The organism is Fluviispira sanaruensis, from assembly GCF_004295685.1.
In the GTDB taxonomy this organism is placed as follows: Bacteria; Bdellovibrionota_B; Oligoflexia; order Silvanigrellales; family Silvanigrellaceae; genus Silvanigrella; species Silvanigrella sanaruensis.
Map to the genome: position 1 here is coordinate 250016 of NZ_AP019368.1, position 15387 is coordinate 265402.

Annotated in this window: 11 protein-coding genes and 1 tRNA gene; 5 read left to right on the forward strand and 7 right to left on the reverse strand. The window is 34.7% G+C overall.

All coding sequences use genetic code 11. The annotated features are described in order from the left end of the window. Window positions 1-61: 61 nt before the first annotated feature. Both dnaB and EZS29_RS01070 read right to left on the reverse strand, forming a co-directional pair. Window positions 62-1429, reverse strand: coding sequence for a replicative DNA helicase (gene dnaB / locus EZS29_RS01065; protein ID WP_130605681.1), 1368 nt, complete (start codon window positions 1427-1429; stop codon window positions 62-64). A gap of 69 nt (window positions 1430-1498) precedes the next feature. After that, on the reverse strand, window positions 1499-1966 hold the full coding sequence (locus tag EZS29_RS01070) for a helix-turn-helix domain-containing protein (RefSeq protein ID WP_130605683.1): 468 nt from the start codon (window positions 1964-1966) through the stop codon (window positions 1499-1501). A gap of 246 nt (window positions 1967-2212) precedes the next feature. On the opposite strand from EZS29_RS01070, the gene ychF reads away from it, so the two are divergent. Continuing rightward, window positions 2213-3322, forward strand: a complete 1110-nt coding sequence (gene ychF, locus EZS29_RS01075; protein ID WP_130605685.1) for a redox-regulated ATPase YchF — start codon at window positions 2213-2215, stop codon at window positions 3320-3322. Here ychF and nth read toward each other — a convergent pair. The 3 genes from nth to EZS29_RS01090 are packed head-to-tail and all read right to left on the reverse strand — an operon-like array spanning window position 3312 to window position 8763. Further along, window positions 3312-3971 carry an endonuclease III gene (nth, locus tag EZS29_RS01080; RefSeq protein WP_216678697.1) on the reverse strand — a complete coding sequence of 220 codons (660 nt, stop codon included), beginning with the start codon at window positions 3969-3971 and terminating at the stop codon, window positions 3312-3314. The genes ychF and nth overlap by 11 nt on opposite strands. Further along, window positions 3968-6862 carry a sulfatase-like hydrolase/transferase gene (locus tag EZS29_RS01085; protein WP_130605687.1) on the reverse strand — a complete coding sequence of 965 codons (2895 nt, stop codon included), beginning with the start codon at window positions 6860-6862 and terminating at the stop codon, window positions 3968-3970. The genes nth and EZS29_RS01085 overlap by 4 nt, the downstream gene beginning before the upstream one ends. Beyond that, window positions 6859-8763, reverse strand: coding sequence for a sulfatase-like hydrolase/transferase (locus tag EZS29_RS01090; RefSeq protein WP_172603704.1), 1905 nt, complete (start codon window positions 8761-8763; stop codon window positions 6859-6861). Before EZS29_RS01090 ends, EZS29_RS01085 begins: the two co-directional genes overlap by 4 nt. A 421-nt stretch (window positions 8764-9184) precedes the next feature. Between EZS29_RS01090 and EZS29_RS01095 the strand changes: the two genes are divergently transcribed. The 3 genes from EZS29_RS01095 to EZS29_RS01105 all read left to right on the forward strand — a co-directional run bounded on the left by EZS29_RS01095 (window position 9185) and on the right by EZS29_RS01105 (window position 11426). Then, window positions 9185-10039 (forward strand): type IV toxin-antitoxin system AbiEi family antitoxin domain-containing protein, encoded by an 855-nt coding sequence (locus tag EZS29_RS01095; RefSeq protein WP_130605691.1) that lies wholly within the window; start codon window positions 9185-9187, stop codon window positions 10037-10039. A 92-nt stretch (window positions 10040-10131) separates the two neighbouring features. Beyond that, window positions 10132-10208: transfer RNA gene (locus tag EZS29_RS01100), tRNA-Gly, on the forward strand. Between the two features lie 132 nt (window positions 10209-10340). Further along, on the forward strand, window positions 10341-11426 hold the full coding sequence (locus EZS29_RS01105) for an NAD(P)H-dependent flavin oxidoreductase (protein WP_130605693.1): 1086 nt from the start codon (window positions 10341-10343) through the stop codon (window positions 11424-11426). On the opposite strand, the gene EZS29_RS01110 is transcribed toward EZS29_RS01105, so the two are convergent. Further along, a complete protein-coding gene (locus EZS29_RS01110; protein WP_172603705.1) occupies window positions 11415-13730 on the reverse strand; it encodes an alkaline phosphatase family protein in 2316 nt (771 codons plus the stop codon). The two genes, EZS29_RS01105 and EZS29_RS01110, sit on opposite strands and share 12 nt — an antisense overlap. Before the next feature lie 172 nt (window positions 13731-13902). Between EZS29_RS01110 and EZS29_RS01115 the strand changes: the two genes are divergently transcribed. Continuing rightward, a complete protein-coding gene (locus EZS29_RS01115; protein WP_130605697.1) occupies window positions 13903-14325 on the forward strand; it encodes a nucleotide triphosphate diphosphatase NUDT15 in 423 nt (140 codons plus the stop codon). Between the two features lie 123 nt (window positions 14326-14448). On the opposite strand, the gene EZS29_RS01120 is transcribed toward EZS29_RS01115, so the two are convergent. Beyond that, window positions 14449-15321 (reverse strand): MFS transporter, encoded by an 873-nt coding sequence (locus EZS29_RS01120; RefSeq protein WP_130605699.1) that lies wholly within the window; start codon window positions 15319-15321, stop codon window positions 14449-14451. Window positions 15322-15387: the final 66 nt, after the last annotated feature.

Sequence of the window (15387 nt, forward strand, 5' to 3'; positions counted from 1 at the left end):
GAATTGATTAAAAAGATAAATCCAACTTATTTAGATTCATGAATAACAATATAGGAAAAAATTAACTATCAAAGCGTGCAAGATTATGAAATGAAGTGAAGCTATTTTGGAAGGCAAGTTTTACAGTGTCAATTGCACCATGCCTGTTTTTTCCAATTATGATTTCTGCAATTCCTTTATCGGTGGTGTCTTTGTTATACACTTCATCACGATAAACAAACATAATTTGGTCTGCATCTTGCTCGATTGATCCGGATTCGCGTAAGTCCGAAGGACGTGGTCTCTTATCAGGTCTTTGTTCAAGGCCACGATTGAGCTGTGATAAGGCAATTACGGGGCAATTAAGTTCTTTTGCTAATGCTTTTAGTCCCATACTTATGATTGAAATTTCTCTTTCACGGCTCTGCGAAGCTTTTCCATGGGAAGCGCCTGCGGACATAAGTTGCAAATAGTCAACAATGATGAGATCTAATGTTCCGCGTTCTCTTTTCACTTTGCGACAGCGGCTTGCGAGGTCAATAATACTAATTCCAGGGGAGTCATCCAATAAAAGTTTATCCGTTTGAAATGACGCCGCTTCAGGATAAAGGCGAGCAAGTTCTTCACTTGTCATCTTACCATCTCTGAATTTATGCGATTCAATTTTTGCAGCCGTTGCAAGCATACGTTGCATCAATTGCGAATTGCTCATTTCAAGACTAAAAAAAGCAACGGATTTTTGATGAAGAAAGACAGCATTGGCAGCAAAATTTAATGCTAAAGAAGTTTTTCCCATTGCGGGTCTTGCTGCAAGAATAATTAAATCTGAGGGTTGAAATCCAGCTGTTATGCGATCAAGGTCCGTAAATCCACTAGGGATTCCTGTTATTTTGCCTGGATTTTGAAATAATTTTTCGAGATCAAGAATTGTTTCTTTAACAACGCTGGCTGACGGTATAAGCCCAGTGGTTATTCTTGACTCTGCTAATTGGGTGAATTTTGATTCCGCATAACTTAAAAATTCTTCTACATTTGCACCCGCAACTTTTTTACCTCGACCCACTATTTCTGCACATGCCTCAATGACAAGGCGCAGTTCCCAATATTTTTTAACTTCATCTAACCAATAACCAAGTAATTCAGGCCGGGCATTAAATTCAAGAAGTCTACGAACGCCTTCAAGATCTCCTGCCTTTAGATTATCACCTTTTTCTCTTAATTTACCATAGACTAAAGTAACATCAGCGGGAGTATTTTCTGCTACGAGTTCGCGCATGGCGGAAACGATAACTCTATGCTGTGGGTCGAAAAAATATTCGGGTATGAGTTTGTCTGTGTGACCAAAAACACTGGAAGGTGTGGCAAGAATGGTACCAAGTACAGCTTGTTCTGCTTCTCTCGAATGAGGTAAACCGGCAATGCTAGGGGTATTTTGTGGTGTAGAATTCATTTTAAACCTATTTAACTATCCGAAAATAATTTAATTTCGGATAGATATTATACACGCAGCAAAATAAAATTATTGTCTTGCTTCGGCAGAGTTTTCTTCTAAGCGCGCATTGAATGTTGATTTTGCCGAAGAGCGTTCTGAATTGCGTAAAGCACGGCGTAAATCACGTGGCTCTATAGAAAATTCTTTTAATTTTCTATGCAAAGTATTTCTGTTACAGCCTAAAACATCAGCAGCTTTGCTTTGATTGCCTTTTGTCTTTTTGAGCACGAGTGCAAAAAGAGGTCTTTCAACGTGCGCCAATACTGTTTTTAAAATATCATTTGGTGAATCTTCATCGAATTTTTCAAAAAGATTGTGAAGTTTCCAATAGACAAGTTTTTCTAAGCTTGTTTCTTCAATAAACAATTTAAACTCTTCAGGACACGATGAAAAACTAAGAAGTTTTTCATTCGTCATAGCAGTATTATCTGAGTCGTCTGTTGGTCCTTGAACAGTTGCTCCCTCTATTGTTCTATTAAGATTTTCAGAATTCATGTCATATTCCTTTAAAACAAATGTAAATTCTCAGTCGTAGCAGGAAAGTGTCAACTAAGAAGAGACCATGCCCTCAACACATGTCAACTCCAACCATAGGCTCAGGGATTGGTTTAACACGAGCTACAGAACTGTCAACCAATGTGGCACAACCTTCTCTTTCGATCTTGCCTTAGGACTAAAATCATCTTAATGTTACCCCCTGCCGTTTTTGAAGGCAAAGCTTTATCAAGAAGAGGGAAAAACATGGGTTTTAATTGTGGAATAGTAGGCCTTCCGAACGTAGGAAAATCAACATTATTTAATGCAGTAACTCGAACAGCAAATGCCCAAGCGGCCAATTACCCTTTTTGCACAATTGAGCCAAATGTTGGGCGAGTTGCTGTTCCAGATGAAAGAATGGAAAAAATTAATGCTATTATAAAAGCAAAAAAAATTGTGCCAACTTTCATGGAGTTTGTTGATATCGCTGGCCTCGTAAAGGGAGCGAGCCGCGGTGAAGGGCTTGGAAATCAATTTTTAGGGCATATAAAACAAGTTGATGCCATTGTGCATGTGGTTCGTTGTTTTGAAGATTCGAATATCACTCACGTTGATGGAAATACCGATCCCGCAAGAGACGTTGACACCATTAACACTGAACTCATTTATTGCGATTTTGAAACTGTGACAAAAAGCGTCGATAAAATGTCACGCTTGTTAAAAAACAATGATAAAAAAATATTAATTTCACATGAATGTGGTTTGCGCCTGAAAGATCACTTGGAGCAGCTTAAACCAGCACGCACTTTTTCAGTGAAAAATGAAGATGAAGAAGACTACTTAAAAAGCTTGCATTTAATTACAAAGAAACAAGTCCTTTATGCAGCCAATGTGAATGAAAATGAACTCGCTGACAATGGTGAAAACTCTAAACATGTTAAAGTTTTAAGAGAAATTGCGCATAAAGAGGGTGCGCAGGTTGTTGTCGTTTCTGCGCGCCTTGAAGAAGAATTAGGTCAGCTTGAACCAGAAGATGCTCAGGTCTATATGGATGATCTGAATATCAAAGAATCTGGGCTCGATCGCTTGATAAAAGCAGGATATTCAATTTTAGGGCTTATGACGTATTTTACAGCAGGTGTGCAGGAAATAAGAGCATGGACAATTCCAAAGGAATGTAAGGCTCCACAAGCTGCGGGAGTTATTCACTCTGATTTTGAAAAAGGATTTATTTGTGCAGAGGTCTACGCATATGATGATCTCATGCGTCTTGGCAGTGAAGCTAAAGTCAAAGAAGCGGGTTTGTATCGCAAAGAAGGACGTGATTATCTATGTAAAGACGGAGATATTATGAACTTTTTATTCAATGTGTGACCCCAACTTTTAGACATAAATGTTCTATTGGACAGAGTTCACACTTTGGTTTTCTTGCCACACAGTGATATCTACCGTGAAAAATAAGAATATGATGTGCTTTTACGGCATATTTTTGCGGAACTCTTTTTAAGAGTTCCTCTTCAATTTTAAGCCGATCTTTTGTTTGCAAAACGAGGCCAATTCTTTGGGATAATCTTTCTACATGCGTATCAACTGCCATTGTGGGAAGATTGCAGAGGACATTTAAGATTACATTTGCCGTTTTACGCCCGACTCCAGGTAATTCTTCAAGTTTTTCACGCTCAAGTGGGACATCCCCAAGGTATTTTTCTTGTAAAATTTTCGCTAATTTAAAACAATTGCGCGCTTTTGTCGGGGCGAGTCCAATGCTTTTTATCACTTTTAGAAATGATTCTTCACCCATTTCAATGAGATCTGCAGCGGAAAAAAAAGGAGATTGTTGAAGAAGTGGTTCAAGCGCTTTGTTAACAGATTTATCTGTCGCTTGCGCGCTTAAAACCACAGCGATTAAAAGCTGAAAGTGATTATTGTGGAGCAATTCACATTGCGCTTGAGGCCAAGTCTGAAAAAGTATTTTAAAGACTTCATCGCATTGTTTTTTATTTATTAATTTAACCTCTTTCACTTTGCATAACCCCATTCGCGCAGAGCATTTTGCAAAGCTGCTCCGCCGCCTGTTCCTTCAATTTGCTCGACTTGTTCATTGGATAAACTTTTTTGTATAACGATAACTTGGTCTTCAATACTATAATTGCGTTCTATGATTCCATCAGGAGGTGCAAAAAAAGAGCAAATATTATTTTGTAAAGAATCGACTAAATACTCTGCTGCAATTTTATTACCGTTAGGGCAAATAACCGGGGTTACATTTTCTTTTAATTTTATATCTTCAATAGTACTATCACCTAAATTAATCCATATACTTTCATCTGGGTTTATTTTTCCATTAAAATCGTATTGCACTGTGTCACTCATTTTTTTCTCTGTGTATTTAACGCCCTCTGGAATTAATGATATTTTTGCTAAATTATTTTTTTCTTTATGTTTTAATTTTAATGACATAGTAAAATGTCCGTTATATTTAGCAATAAAGCGAATCACTTTATCCGAAGGAGAATTTTGATAGTATGCGCTACGTAATTCTTTTAATTTATTATTTTGCACATTTGCTAATATATCTTCCGTGTGCGTGTTAAAATTTACAGATGAAAAAATTTCAGGTTGGTACCAATTGATCACCTGGCTCCAAGGATTATGGGTTAAGTAAAGTTTTACTCTATCAGGTGTGAGTTGTCGCATGTATTTCATAGGTTTATCTTTAAATTCTCCTCCCCAATAGAGAATTCCTGCGTACTTATGTCCATCAAAATAGATGCTTTTTCGCTCTTGCAAAATATCTTGAAAAGTGAGTTTAGAATTCATTTGTATGGCATGGGAAAAATCGAATCCTCGCAATTGTTTACTTATGTCAGATCCACCAGCAAGGCTATGTAAAGTTGGAAGCATATCAACATGAGCTGTGGGGATGCTTACGGTTTCACCAATCCCTTTGAAATTATCTGCGAGTTTAATAATAAGAGGAACCCTTACTTCTTCATCAAATAATGAATTTCCTTTATCAGCATAGCCACCATCAATATTTTGTGGAACTCCTTGAAAATAATTCCAAGGTTGACGATCAAGTTGTGCACCATGATCGGAGGTAACAATAATATCAACTTGATCATATATACCTAAGTCTTTTAACTTCTGTACAATATAAACAAATTCAGTATCCCAATAGCGAGCGGCTCCATTGTACAGTTGTCTTTTTTGATTCAAGCCAAATGGTTTCGAAAGAAACTTTTTTAAATCGATATCTTCAAGGGGAGGTTTATAGGGGCCATGCGTCGTATTGTAATGCAAATATAAAAAGAAGGGTGCATCGCCATAATTTTCAAGCCAAGTACCCATTTGTTCCGTAATTTGTCGGGCTTCGTATTCTGGAGTTTCTGAAACAATAGCATTGTGAAAACCGAGATCAACTCCGCCTTCCATTGCTTCAGTAAAAAGAGATAACCAACCGATGGCACCAACACGATAGCCTAAGTTTTGCATAGAAGTTGCAAGCATAGGATATTTTTTATCATAAAAATTCTTTTTCATTTTTTGATCTGCCGCATAAGTAAACGCTACGGATCCTATTTCGCGGGAGTAGTGAGAAGTCATGAGCGGTAATATGCTCGGAACGGTCATGTTACCCTGTGCTCTGTGCTCTAAAAATTTTATACTTTGGGTTTTAGCAAAGTCATTTAAATTTGGCATTAATTTTGAATCATAAGCAGTTTCTGCTCTTAATGTATCTATTAATATAAAAATAATACCTCTTCTTTTTGGAGGCGATACTACTGTCCGTTCAAGACTAAAATCACCTAAAGCAAAGATACAGGAATCATTGGTGAGATCGACTCCGGTCTTTTGTGGTTGGTTGATATTAAATTGTTTTAAAATATTTTCACTAAAAGAGTTATTGCTTGTAATTTCTTTTTCCTGTTCTTCTGATAGATTAGAAACATGAGCAACTAGTTTTTGCGGAGGTGTTTTTACATTAATTATAAACTCACCAATTTTTCCATAATTTGGGATTGTATTTGGCAAAAACCGCTCATTCCAAGCTGCAGAAATAGAATTAGCTACTCTGGTTTTTAATTGTGTCGTAGTTGTTTCAATAGTACTTGCAATTATATTTCCATTTTGATCTTTTATTTGAATTTTACATTGTGCTTGTGCTTTATTTTTTTGAGGAAATAAATAATATTGAATTCTTATTTTATTTCCATCCTCCACTTCAATTTTAATATTTCTTTTTCTGGTAACAACTAAAGGTGCTTGATTGCTAACTAAAAATCCTCGTAATAAATTCAATTTCATAGGATAATAGCCTATGCCAAAGTGGATTAAACCTGCGGGCGCGCCTGGCTCTATAACTGGTGTTATAACGACTCCTCTTGCATTATCAGGATCAATATAATTGAATGGAGTTTTTAGGTCTTCATCATTAAAAGGCGCTTCCGTATAAAGCCAATCCGTGCGAATTTGAGAAGTTTCATTCAATTTAGTATTTATTGATACGTAAGGAACGCGTTCTGGAACTGGCAAAACACCACGAATTAAAATAAAAATTAGAATTGGTATAGCTATTATTAGAAAAGCAACTGTTGTCTTTAATAAAATTAATATCCAAAATCTATTTCTAGATAAAAAATAAGAAAGTGTTTCGTAAACAATTCGTAACCATAAAGGTCCTTTGCGAAAAGAATATCTTTCTCCTTTTATTTCGTATATAAGAACCCTTCTTTCATACGCACCAAGAGCACTTTGTGGCATTCGTTTTTTTATTTTATCGAGGCCTGGAACTTTTATACCTCTTAAAGCAAAAGATAATGCTATACGGCCATAGAAATAAGTTAAAGAAAGGCGGAGGGCTTTTAATGGTCTTAATATTATTCGAATATATTGACGCTTAAGTTTCTTCATTGAGTAATATTCTCCGAATAAAAGAATGAACCTTTACCATTAGGAACTATTTCGACACCTCTTGATATTAAATATTTATTCATTTGATTAAGCATCTCCATAGCAATTGCCTTATAATTTTCAACACTTTTTGGATCTGCTAATAAATCAACTTCTGAGGCTTTATCAGTACGAAAATACAAAGAGGTTTGCACACCATAGCGCGTTGTTCTCGCAATTAATTTATATATATCATTTACCCATGCTCTTTCTTTTACACCAGGTATTGCTTGTGAATAACTTGGTCTGACGTAAAATTCAAAATTCATGCCTTCATCAATATCTAAAAGAGATGTAACGCTTGGATAAATAACTCTTGGTTGATGTTCGGGCGTTAACTTTCCAGTCGTAAACCAAATACCAGTTTCCATATAGGCGAGTCCCGAGGGAAAATTTGGTAGTTTCTCAGTAATGTCGAGAAGAGGCTCTCCATCTAACTCATTTTCCGGAAAATTAACATTAATTCTTCTGGCAATTGTAGGAGCAATATCAATTGTGCGAACAATATGTTTAATAGGCTTTTGTGATTGAATAGGGACTGAGTTCCCTTTAGTTAGTATAATAAGCGGTGTTACGTTAGAATATTCACCTGAAACTCCATCCCCATGTCCCATTCCTAAATTGCCTTCATAAAGATTTTCTCCGTGATCACCAAAAAAAAGAATAATAGAATTTCTGAGCCAGCCTTTATTTTCTAATTCAAGATATAAATCTTTTAGGGTGCTATCGATTGCATTTAATGATCCATCATATAACGCAATAGTTTGATTTATAGAAGTTTCAGAAATATTATTAATTTTTGCATTATCTATCAAGGTTTGATCAGGGATTTTTCTAAATTTATAATTACCTTTGTCATCTTTATCCTGAAATTTCGCAAACCAAGGACCAGGTGCTGCATAGGGAAAGTGAGCTGTCGAGAAAAATGTAGTCATAAACACCGGACGTGATACTTCTGAAACATGGGAAAGACTTTCTGAAAAAGCTTTTGCAACTAAGCGTGGATCGGATATTTCTGGAGACTCAAGCAAAGCGGGAAGTATGCGATGCATTTTAGGTAAAGTTAAAATAGATTGAATTACACTGATGCCTGAGATTATTCCATTTTCGACCATGGATTGTAAATTTGAGGTTGGTGCATTTATTTCGTCTGCGCCAAATGGATATCTTGGAAATATATCCCCTGCAAAATCAGAGACAAAAATTGTCGAATATCCACTTTCTTTTGCCGTTTCAAAAATTGTTTGTTTTTTTCCAATTCTGGTATTTCTTGAAGGAAACATAGTTCTGACACCATTATTGGAAGAGTAAATTCCTGTAGCAATTTCGACCCAACTTGGAAATGTGCGCGGAATTCCTACAAGCATAGGTTTAAATAATTCAGCTTCTCTCAGTTTAGTTCTTAAAAATGGCATAACATTAGCATATTTATTTTCATTCAAGCGATCATAGCGTAAACTATCACTGGCAAAAATAAAGACATTTGGTCGATGCTGTCTTGTGTTATTTTGTGGTAAATTTATTTGCAATGAAGAATTCATATTAATAAGAAAAATACTGCCAAATATGAAAAATATAACAAATGAAACGCCTTGTATTGAAAAAATTCTTGATTCTATGTCAAGCTCTTCAACTTGAATTCCAGAACGAGCTTTTTTTACAATTCTGCTCTGGAGAATTAAAAATTTCATATGAATAATGAAATTAATGCAAAATGCAATTGAAAGCGCTATAAAAGGAAGCCATTCTGCAAATGTTTTTCTTCTTGATATTTCAGAAAGAGTTGATAGATCCTGGACAATCTTTCTTGCAAAATCGAAATTTTGTACTATAAGCCAGTTTTCAGTCACAGCTGGATACATAGAGCTAATTCTTATTATGCAGCAAATAAAAAATATAAAACCAAAAATAATTTTGTATTTATATTTAAATGATGATGTTATAAATTGAAGTCCTAGACAGATTATCCATGAGATAAATAAGATCTTTAATAAAATGGATGCTACAAGTATTGGATGGCTTTTTATCACTATTAAAAATAATGAAAATGTATTTTCACCTAAATAAACAAAACCAGATGAAAATATTATCGAGATAACAAAAAACGGGACGAAAAAAATTAAACTCCCTAATAAATATCGAATCCAAAAATTCCGCCAATTCTTTACCGTCAACATATTAACACCTATTTCTAATGTTAAGTAACATGCGTGCTAAACTCCCAAAAGTATCCTTTATTTGGTACTTTATAAAAAAAATAAGTGCCTATTTGGAGAATTATGCATGAAGTTACCAAGAATTTATGAACATTTTAAACAAGGACAAATCTTCACTATTGAAGAAGCCCGAGAAAAATTAAAAACCACTGGCAATACCTTACGTAAACGATTGAGCGAACTTGCAACACGAGGATATATTTTTCCCATTCGACAAGGACTCTACCGAGTTTCTAAAATTGGCGAGCGACCAGAACGTGAGAAAAGTTCACCCTTTGCTATAGCATCCAAACTTACGCCTTATTGTTATGTTGGTTTTCACTCTGCTCTGCAACTTCATGCAAAAGAAACTCCAAAAGAAAATGATACAATTTTTATCGTAAGTCCAACAAAGTTTAATTCTTTTAAGTTTGAAGGGGTTTATTATTTTTGGTGTCAAAGTCCAGAACCTCATGGGCTTGAAACATATCTTTTGCATAATGGTGAACTTGAATTTCCATTATTGGCTTCAAATTTTGAAAAATCTCTTGTGGATTGCCTGAAACGACCGGCTCATTGTCCCCCCTTTCATGAACTTGTAAGGCTCTGTAAAAAAATAACAATTTCTCCAGATCTTGAGAAAATTCTGCGCTATGCCTCGGATTGCAATGTTCAAGCTCTATTCAATAGGTTGGGATTTTTATTCGAAAAAAGTTTGGCCTATTGGAAAATCCAAGAAGAATATTTTAAACAAATAGAAGGAAAAATGAGTCGAAAACAAACAGAATGGCCTATCTTGTATGAAGCGCAGACCAAAGCCACGCTTGAGACACCTTTTTCTTATGCAGGAAAGTCATCTCAGCTTCAGGCGGATTCTCAAAATATGCAGGCCTTTGAATTGCGCAATCGCTGGAAGGTTCAGTTTTCCGTTAATAATCAATAGTTTATGCGTTCAAATTGTTTCTTTAGATTTTTTTCTGTGAAATCTCTTGACTCTCTTGGTCTCTTTCTGTAGATAAAAAAACACTCTCAGGTGCGGGAGTAGCTCAGTTGGCTAGAGCATCGCCTTGCCATGGCGAGGGTCGAGGGTTCGAGTCCCTTTTCCCGCTCCAATTAAAATCCCCAGTTTATGATAAACTGGGGATTTTTGTTTTATATATAAAAAAGACACCCTTTTATAAAACTTGATTATAATATAGGCGCATTCTAATATTTTCTTTTATGCAATAAAAAGGAAAATAAGTATGAAATCTGCAATGCCAAAATTCCTCAGTCATGAATTTAATTTGCAATACAAAATCAAAATTCCTGTAATTCAAGGACCAATGGCTGGGGGGTTGTCTTTGCCTCCACTTGTTTCGGCAGTCATAAAAAATAATTGCATAGGGTTTTTAGCTGCGGGTTATCTTTCTGCTGAAGTACTGGAAAAGCAAATAATTGAAGTTAAACATGCGGCTAATGGATTATTTGGCGTAAACTTATTTATGTTAGATAATAAAAAGGCAGCTGATTATAAAAAACCAGAAATTATAACTAAAATTGAAAAAAAATTAAAAATTCCGGCGCAAAAAAAATTAAATTTTGCAGTAAATGAAGAGAATGATAAGAAAATAGATATTATTATTAAACAAGGAGTAAAATTAGTGAGTTTTACTTTTGGTTTACCTAAAGAAAAGTGGATAGAAAAGTTAAGAAATAATAATATATACCTTGTTGGGAGTTGTACGAATATTGAAGAAGCAAAAGCAGTTGAAAATATCGGGCTCGATGCGCTTGTGGTGCAAGGAATAGAGTCTGGTGGGCATAGAAGTGCTTTTTTAAAAATGAATGATGAAATAGGACTTTTCTCTTTATTACAAGAAGTTTCAGAAAATATTAGAATTCCAATTATTGCAGCAGGGGGAATAGCGACTGGTAAAGGAATATTGGCTGCCAGGATTTTAGGCGCAACAGCAGTGCAAATTGGGACAGGATTTTTACTGACACGTGAGAGCTCTGCTGTGGGTGCATATAAGAAAGCATTATTGAATTCATATGCACATAATACAATTGTAACAGAGAAGATCTCAGGGAAAAAAGCGCGAGGAATATGTAACAAATTTGTAACGGAATTAAATTCAGCGCAAATGAAGGCACTTCCATTTCCAATTCAAAATCACATGACAAAAGAAATTCGCTCTCTTTCTCAAAAGAAAAATAAGAGCGATTATTTATCCTTATGGTGTGGACAATCTGTGCATTTAATTAAAAAAGAATTATCAGTAGAAGAGTTTTTAAACAATCTAAAAGTGGAATATTTATCTGCAGCGAATAATTTTTCACTCAGATAATGCAACTTTGGATTTATTATCTAAATCAAATTCAGTGAAGCTTACTTTTGGGCAGCCATTTAGTCTTTTTGCAGATGCTTCATCGAAATACACATAACGGTTCCCATCGTGGGTGGTTAAAATCTTAACATTTAAATCCGTATAATAGCTGTTCACTTCTGCGTCGATAAAACTATTTTTGACTTCGGAATGGAAATCAAATGGATGAGTTGTTGGATGATATATCTCTAGATCGCAAACAGCAGAAGATGTTAAATTCATACTTGTTACTTTGATATTACTTTCACTCACATTTGAATTTTTAAGTGCTTCTAATAGTGGTCTACCATCGGTCTGCCCTAACTTCAAGCCTAATAGAGTCGCAATTGTTGGCGCCACGTCAACATTTCCAGTAGGTAAATCAATTGATATTTTTTCTTTAAAATCGGGTCCAATAGCTAATAAAGTATTATGAATATCTATTTTTCCAAAGGAACCATGATTTCCTCTTTGCCATTCACCATCAGTAGAATCGAATTCTGTACCTTTTAATCCATTGACAACCACGTTGGCATTGCTTGTTAGACTCACGATTATATCTGGATTTCTTCCAGAAGTATTTGCTAATTTTACATAGGAAAGAGGTAATGCTCCTTGGGGAAACTGAGATCCTAAGCGATATCTCAGGTCATCAACAAAAATAGCGCTGTATTCTTGGCGTCTTTGAAAAAAGCGAGTCAGTTCTTTCAGAACTTCTGGATTGTGATTAGGTAGATAAATATAATCTGTACCTCCATTGGGAGCAATCACGATTTTTTCAACCTTATCAGAGTTAGAAAGATCACTCGGTACAGGATATGCTGGAGAAGTAAAAGCTAAATTTTTTCCAGATTTGTCTTTACAAATTGCATCAGGCTTATTGTAGCCGGGAGATGAAGTATGAATTTGTCCATCTGATTTTCTTATTCCAGATAATCCAGCATTAAAACTGCAATCACCTCCGTCGTATGCTGCAATTAAATAGCCATCTTTTGTTTTTAATTTTGCTTTAGTTATGAGGTCAGCAGTTCGTATAGTGCCTGAGACAGAAATGCCATTTGTAATTAATATTTTTTCGTTATTTATTTTTGAAAGAGATTTCTCAGCTTTTGTGGCTGGGCCGATTTTATGATTTCCATTTTCATCACTTATTATCTGGTGAAGATCATACATAAGTTGAGGAAAACCATTTGTATCATTTCTTTTTGTTGCTAAGATATTACTATGTGAATGGTCTGAAACGATAATAATATTTGTCATTTTATCTAGATTAAGCTCTTTAAGTTTTGCAACAAGCTTTCCTAGTATTTTATCATTGGCAGATAATGCGTCATAATATGCACTTGAGCCTGGTCCATATGCGTGCTCAGTGGAGTCAGGATTTCTCAACCATAAAACGCTTAAATCTGGGTTTTTTTCGGGGATAATATTATTGATAAAAACGTTGGACATATAATCATTTTGGGAATTATAAGGTGATTTGTTACCTTTTATAGGATCGGTGCCTTCATTTTCGTCGCCTAAATAGTGAAATTTATCACTTTTGATAGGATTCCCATTGTTTTCTGCGAGAATGATTTGTCCAGGTTCATACGCATTTGCAGTGTACTTTGGTAAACTAATATTTTTTTCTTGCAGTTCTTTTGCAAATGCTAGAGGCCATGCATGTTTTTCATCAAGAATAAATCCTTGCGCTTTATAATCTTGAATAAATGCGGAACCAGATTTCCCGACAACGGCTGTGACAAGACCATTTCTTTGTGCTTCTTGCATAAGAGTGGTGACTTGAATAAGGGGTTCTTCAGCTTGTGGCTGATCTATACTTTGTAATATTTTATAGTCTTGTGTAAAAAAAGGCTCTAAAAAAGAATTTGTGATATCTGCACCGCTAGCATCGCGCGCTTGTTCTTTAATATTTTTATTGAGTGCGCGCCAAGGATAATAAAGTGTATTCCCGTAAAATCCACTTTTTCCAGCGTTGCTCCCTGTAGCAAAAACTTGGGCATTAAGCATTGTGAATGTTGGATAAGATGAATGATTATTTTTAAATTCAACACCATTTTTAGCTAATTGAATTAAGTTCGGGATAAGATCTTTAGCTTTTGGATCGGTTAATACATCAGGGCGCAATCCATCCCAAACATAAAGTATAATTTTATTTTTTGACGCAAGATTGTTTTTTTCTTGTGACATTTCTGAAACATTCTTGTGAGTTTGACATGAAGTAATTGTTACAATAGATAAGCATGTTACTAAATAATTGAACTTATTCGATCTTATAAACATATGAGCCTCCATATTAAATTACAAATATCTTATACGTGCAAAATATTTAATTTACAAATTTTAAAATGAATATTTTTTCCGTAATAAAAATATGAGAAGTAGTAATATTGATTTTTCTAAGCAGCGATAGTATTAAATTTTCAATAAGTTTTCATAAAAACAGGAGTGTAATATGAAACCAGGTGTAGGTATTGGAGTTATAATAGAAAAAGATCAGAAAATACTGATAGGAAAAAGAATTGGTAAGCATGGCAATGGATTTTATTCAATTCCAGGAGGTATGCTTGAAGCTGGTGAAGGATTCTTAGAGTGTGCAAAAAGAGAAATTTTTGAGGAAACAAATTTACAAATCGAAAATGCAGACTTTTTTTGTGTTACTAATAATATAGAAACATTTAAAGATGAAGGCGTGCATAATATCTCTATCATTTTATATTGTAATTGCTTTAAGGGTCAGTTAAAAGTTATGGAACCAGATAAGTTTATAGATCTTTCTTGGATGAGTATAGAAAAAATTTCAGATATTCCCCTACCCCATTTTGAAGGGAGTGAATTGGGCATTCGAGAATTTCTAGAAAAAAATATTTCTTTATAAGATAATTTTCTCCTGCGAAAATAGTACTAAAAAATATTTGAAATATTCCCTATAAAAATTTTTTAAGAACAATTTTAATCTATGAATGATTATTCCTCGAATTTAATTTCAAAAAACATTTAATCAATAAGTTTTTATGACTTGAGTTTTAGGTATCAATAAATTTTTATAAAAAATAATAATGAAAGTCGTGAAAAAAAACACAATTGCGAAGAATAAAAAACTCACTTTAAATGGCATTTGGATATTTGTAAACTTTGCCAGAGCACCACCCAGAAAAGGAAGAGTTGTTGCAACGATGGCTGCAATGGATTGAATAGTAGCTGATACTCTGCCAATCTGAGCAAATGGAATGCGATCTTGCAAAATGGTTTTGAAACTCAGGCTTAAAATTCCAGATGCTAATCCCGTGAAACCTATTGCTACGTAAAAGGCGAAAACGGGTGATATGAGCCAACTTTGAGTCGCATAACCGAAGAGAAAAAAAGAAATTGAGTTCATGAGTAAACCTATGCTGGTCTCGGAAGCGCCAAAACTCATAAATAAAAAGGAAATAAGATCATTGCTGAGGTAGAGGGAAAGTGAAGATAAAACAAAGCATGTAATAGCAAACAATAAAAGCCTATCGTTGCTGATTTTTGTTTCTACACCGGTGCTTTTTGTGCAATCAGCTTTTGCAAGTTGTGGCGATTTTTCCACGACATTCATTCTTATGAATGTATATAATCCAATTAAATTTAAAAAAACGGATAGATAGAGTAAGGAAGATAGCCCAATATTATTATATAATAATATAGAAAGGATCGGCATGCATATGCGACTTGAGTTAACAATATAACCATATTTTTCATAAAATTGAGCAGAAGTTTCTGTAGGCAATAACATTTTAGAGACTGTAACTGAATTGCCAAATCGGCCTATATTCTTTAAAAAGACAATTGAGCAAAGAAAAAATATATTTGCAATATACAGTGACAGGATCATGGCTATCAACATGAATGCAAAACTTACTGTCCGAATTTTATGAGTTTCGATTTTGTCTGCAGCTTTGCCAATTGTTTT

What these genes read in the sequence shown, in the direction of transcription:
- dnaB (WP_130605681.1), bottom strand. Translation starts at nt 1,429, where the DNA reads ATGAATTCTACACCACAAAATACCCCTAGCATTGCCGGTTTACCTCAT.
- EZS29_RS01070 (WP_130605683.1), bottom strand. Translation starts at nt 1,966, where the DNA reads ATGAATTCTGAAAATCTTAATAGAACAATAGAGGGAGCAACTGTTCAA.
- ychF (WP_130605685.1), top strand. Translation starts at nt 2,213, where the DNA reads ATGGGTTTTAATTGTGGAATAGTAGGCCTTCCGAACGTAGGAAAATCA.
- EZS29_RS01085 (WP_130605687.1), bottom strand. Translation starts at nt 6,862, where the DNA reads ATGAAGAAACTTAAGCGTCAATATATTCGAATAATATTAAGACCATTA.
- EZS29_RS01090 (WP_172603704.1), bottom strand. Translation starts at nt 8,763, where the DNA reads ATGTATCCAGCTGTGACTGAAAACTGGCTTATAGTACAAAATTTCGAT.
- EZS29_RS01095 (WP_130605691.1), top strand. Translation starts at nt 9,185, where the DNA reads ATGAAGTTACCAAGAATTTATGAACATTTTAAACAAGGACAAATCTTC.
- EZS29_RS01105 (WP_130605693.1), top strand. Translation starts at nt 10,341, where the DNA reads ATGAAATCTGCAATGCCAAAATTCCTCAGTCATGAATTTAATTTGCAA.
- EZS29_RS01110 (WP_172603705.1), bottom strand. Translation starts at nt 13,730, where the DNA reads ATGTTTATAAGATCGAATAAGTTCAATTATTTAGTAACATGCTTATCT.
- EZS29_RS01115 (WP_130605697.1), top strand. Translation starts at nt 13,903, where the DNA reads ATGAAACCAGGTGTAGGTATTGGAGTTATAATAGAAAAAGATCAGAAA.
- EZS29_RS01120 (WP_130605699.1), bottom strand. Translation starts at nt 15,321, where the DNA reads ATGTTGATAGCCATGATCCTGTCACTGTATATTGCAAATATATTTTTT.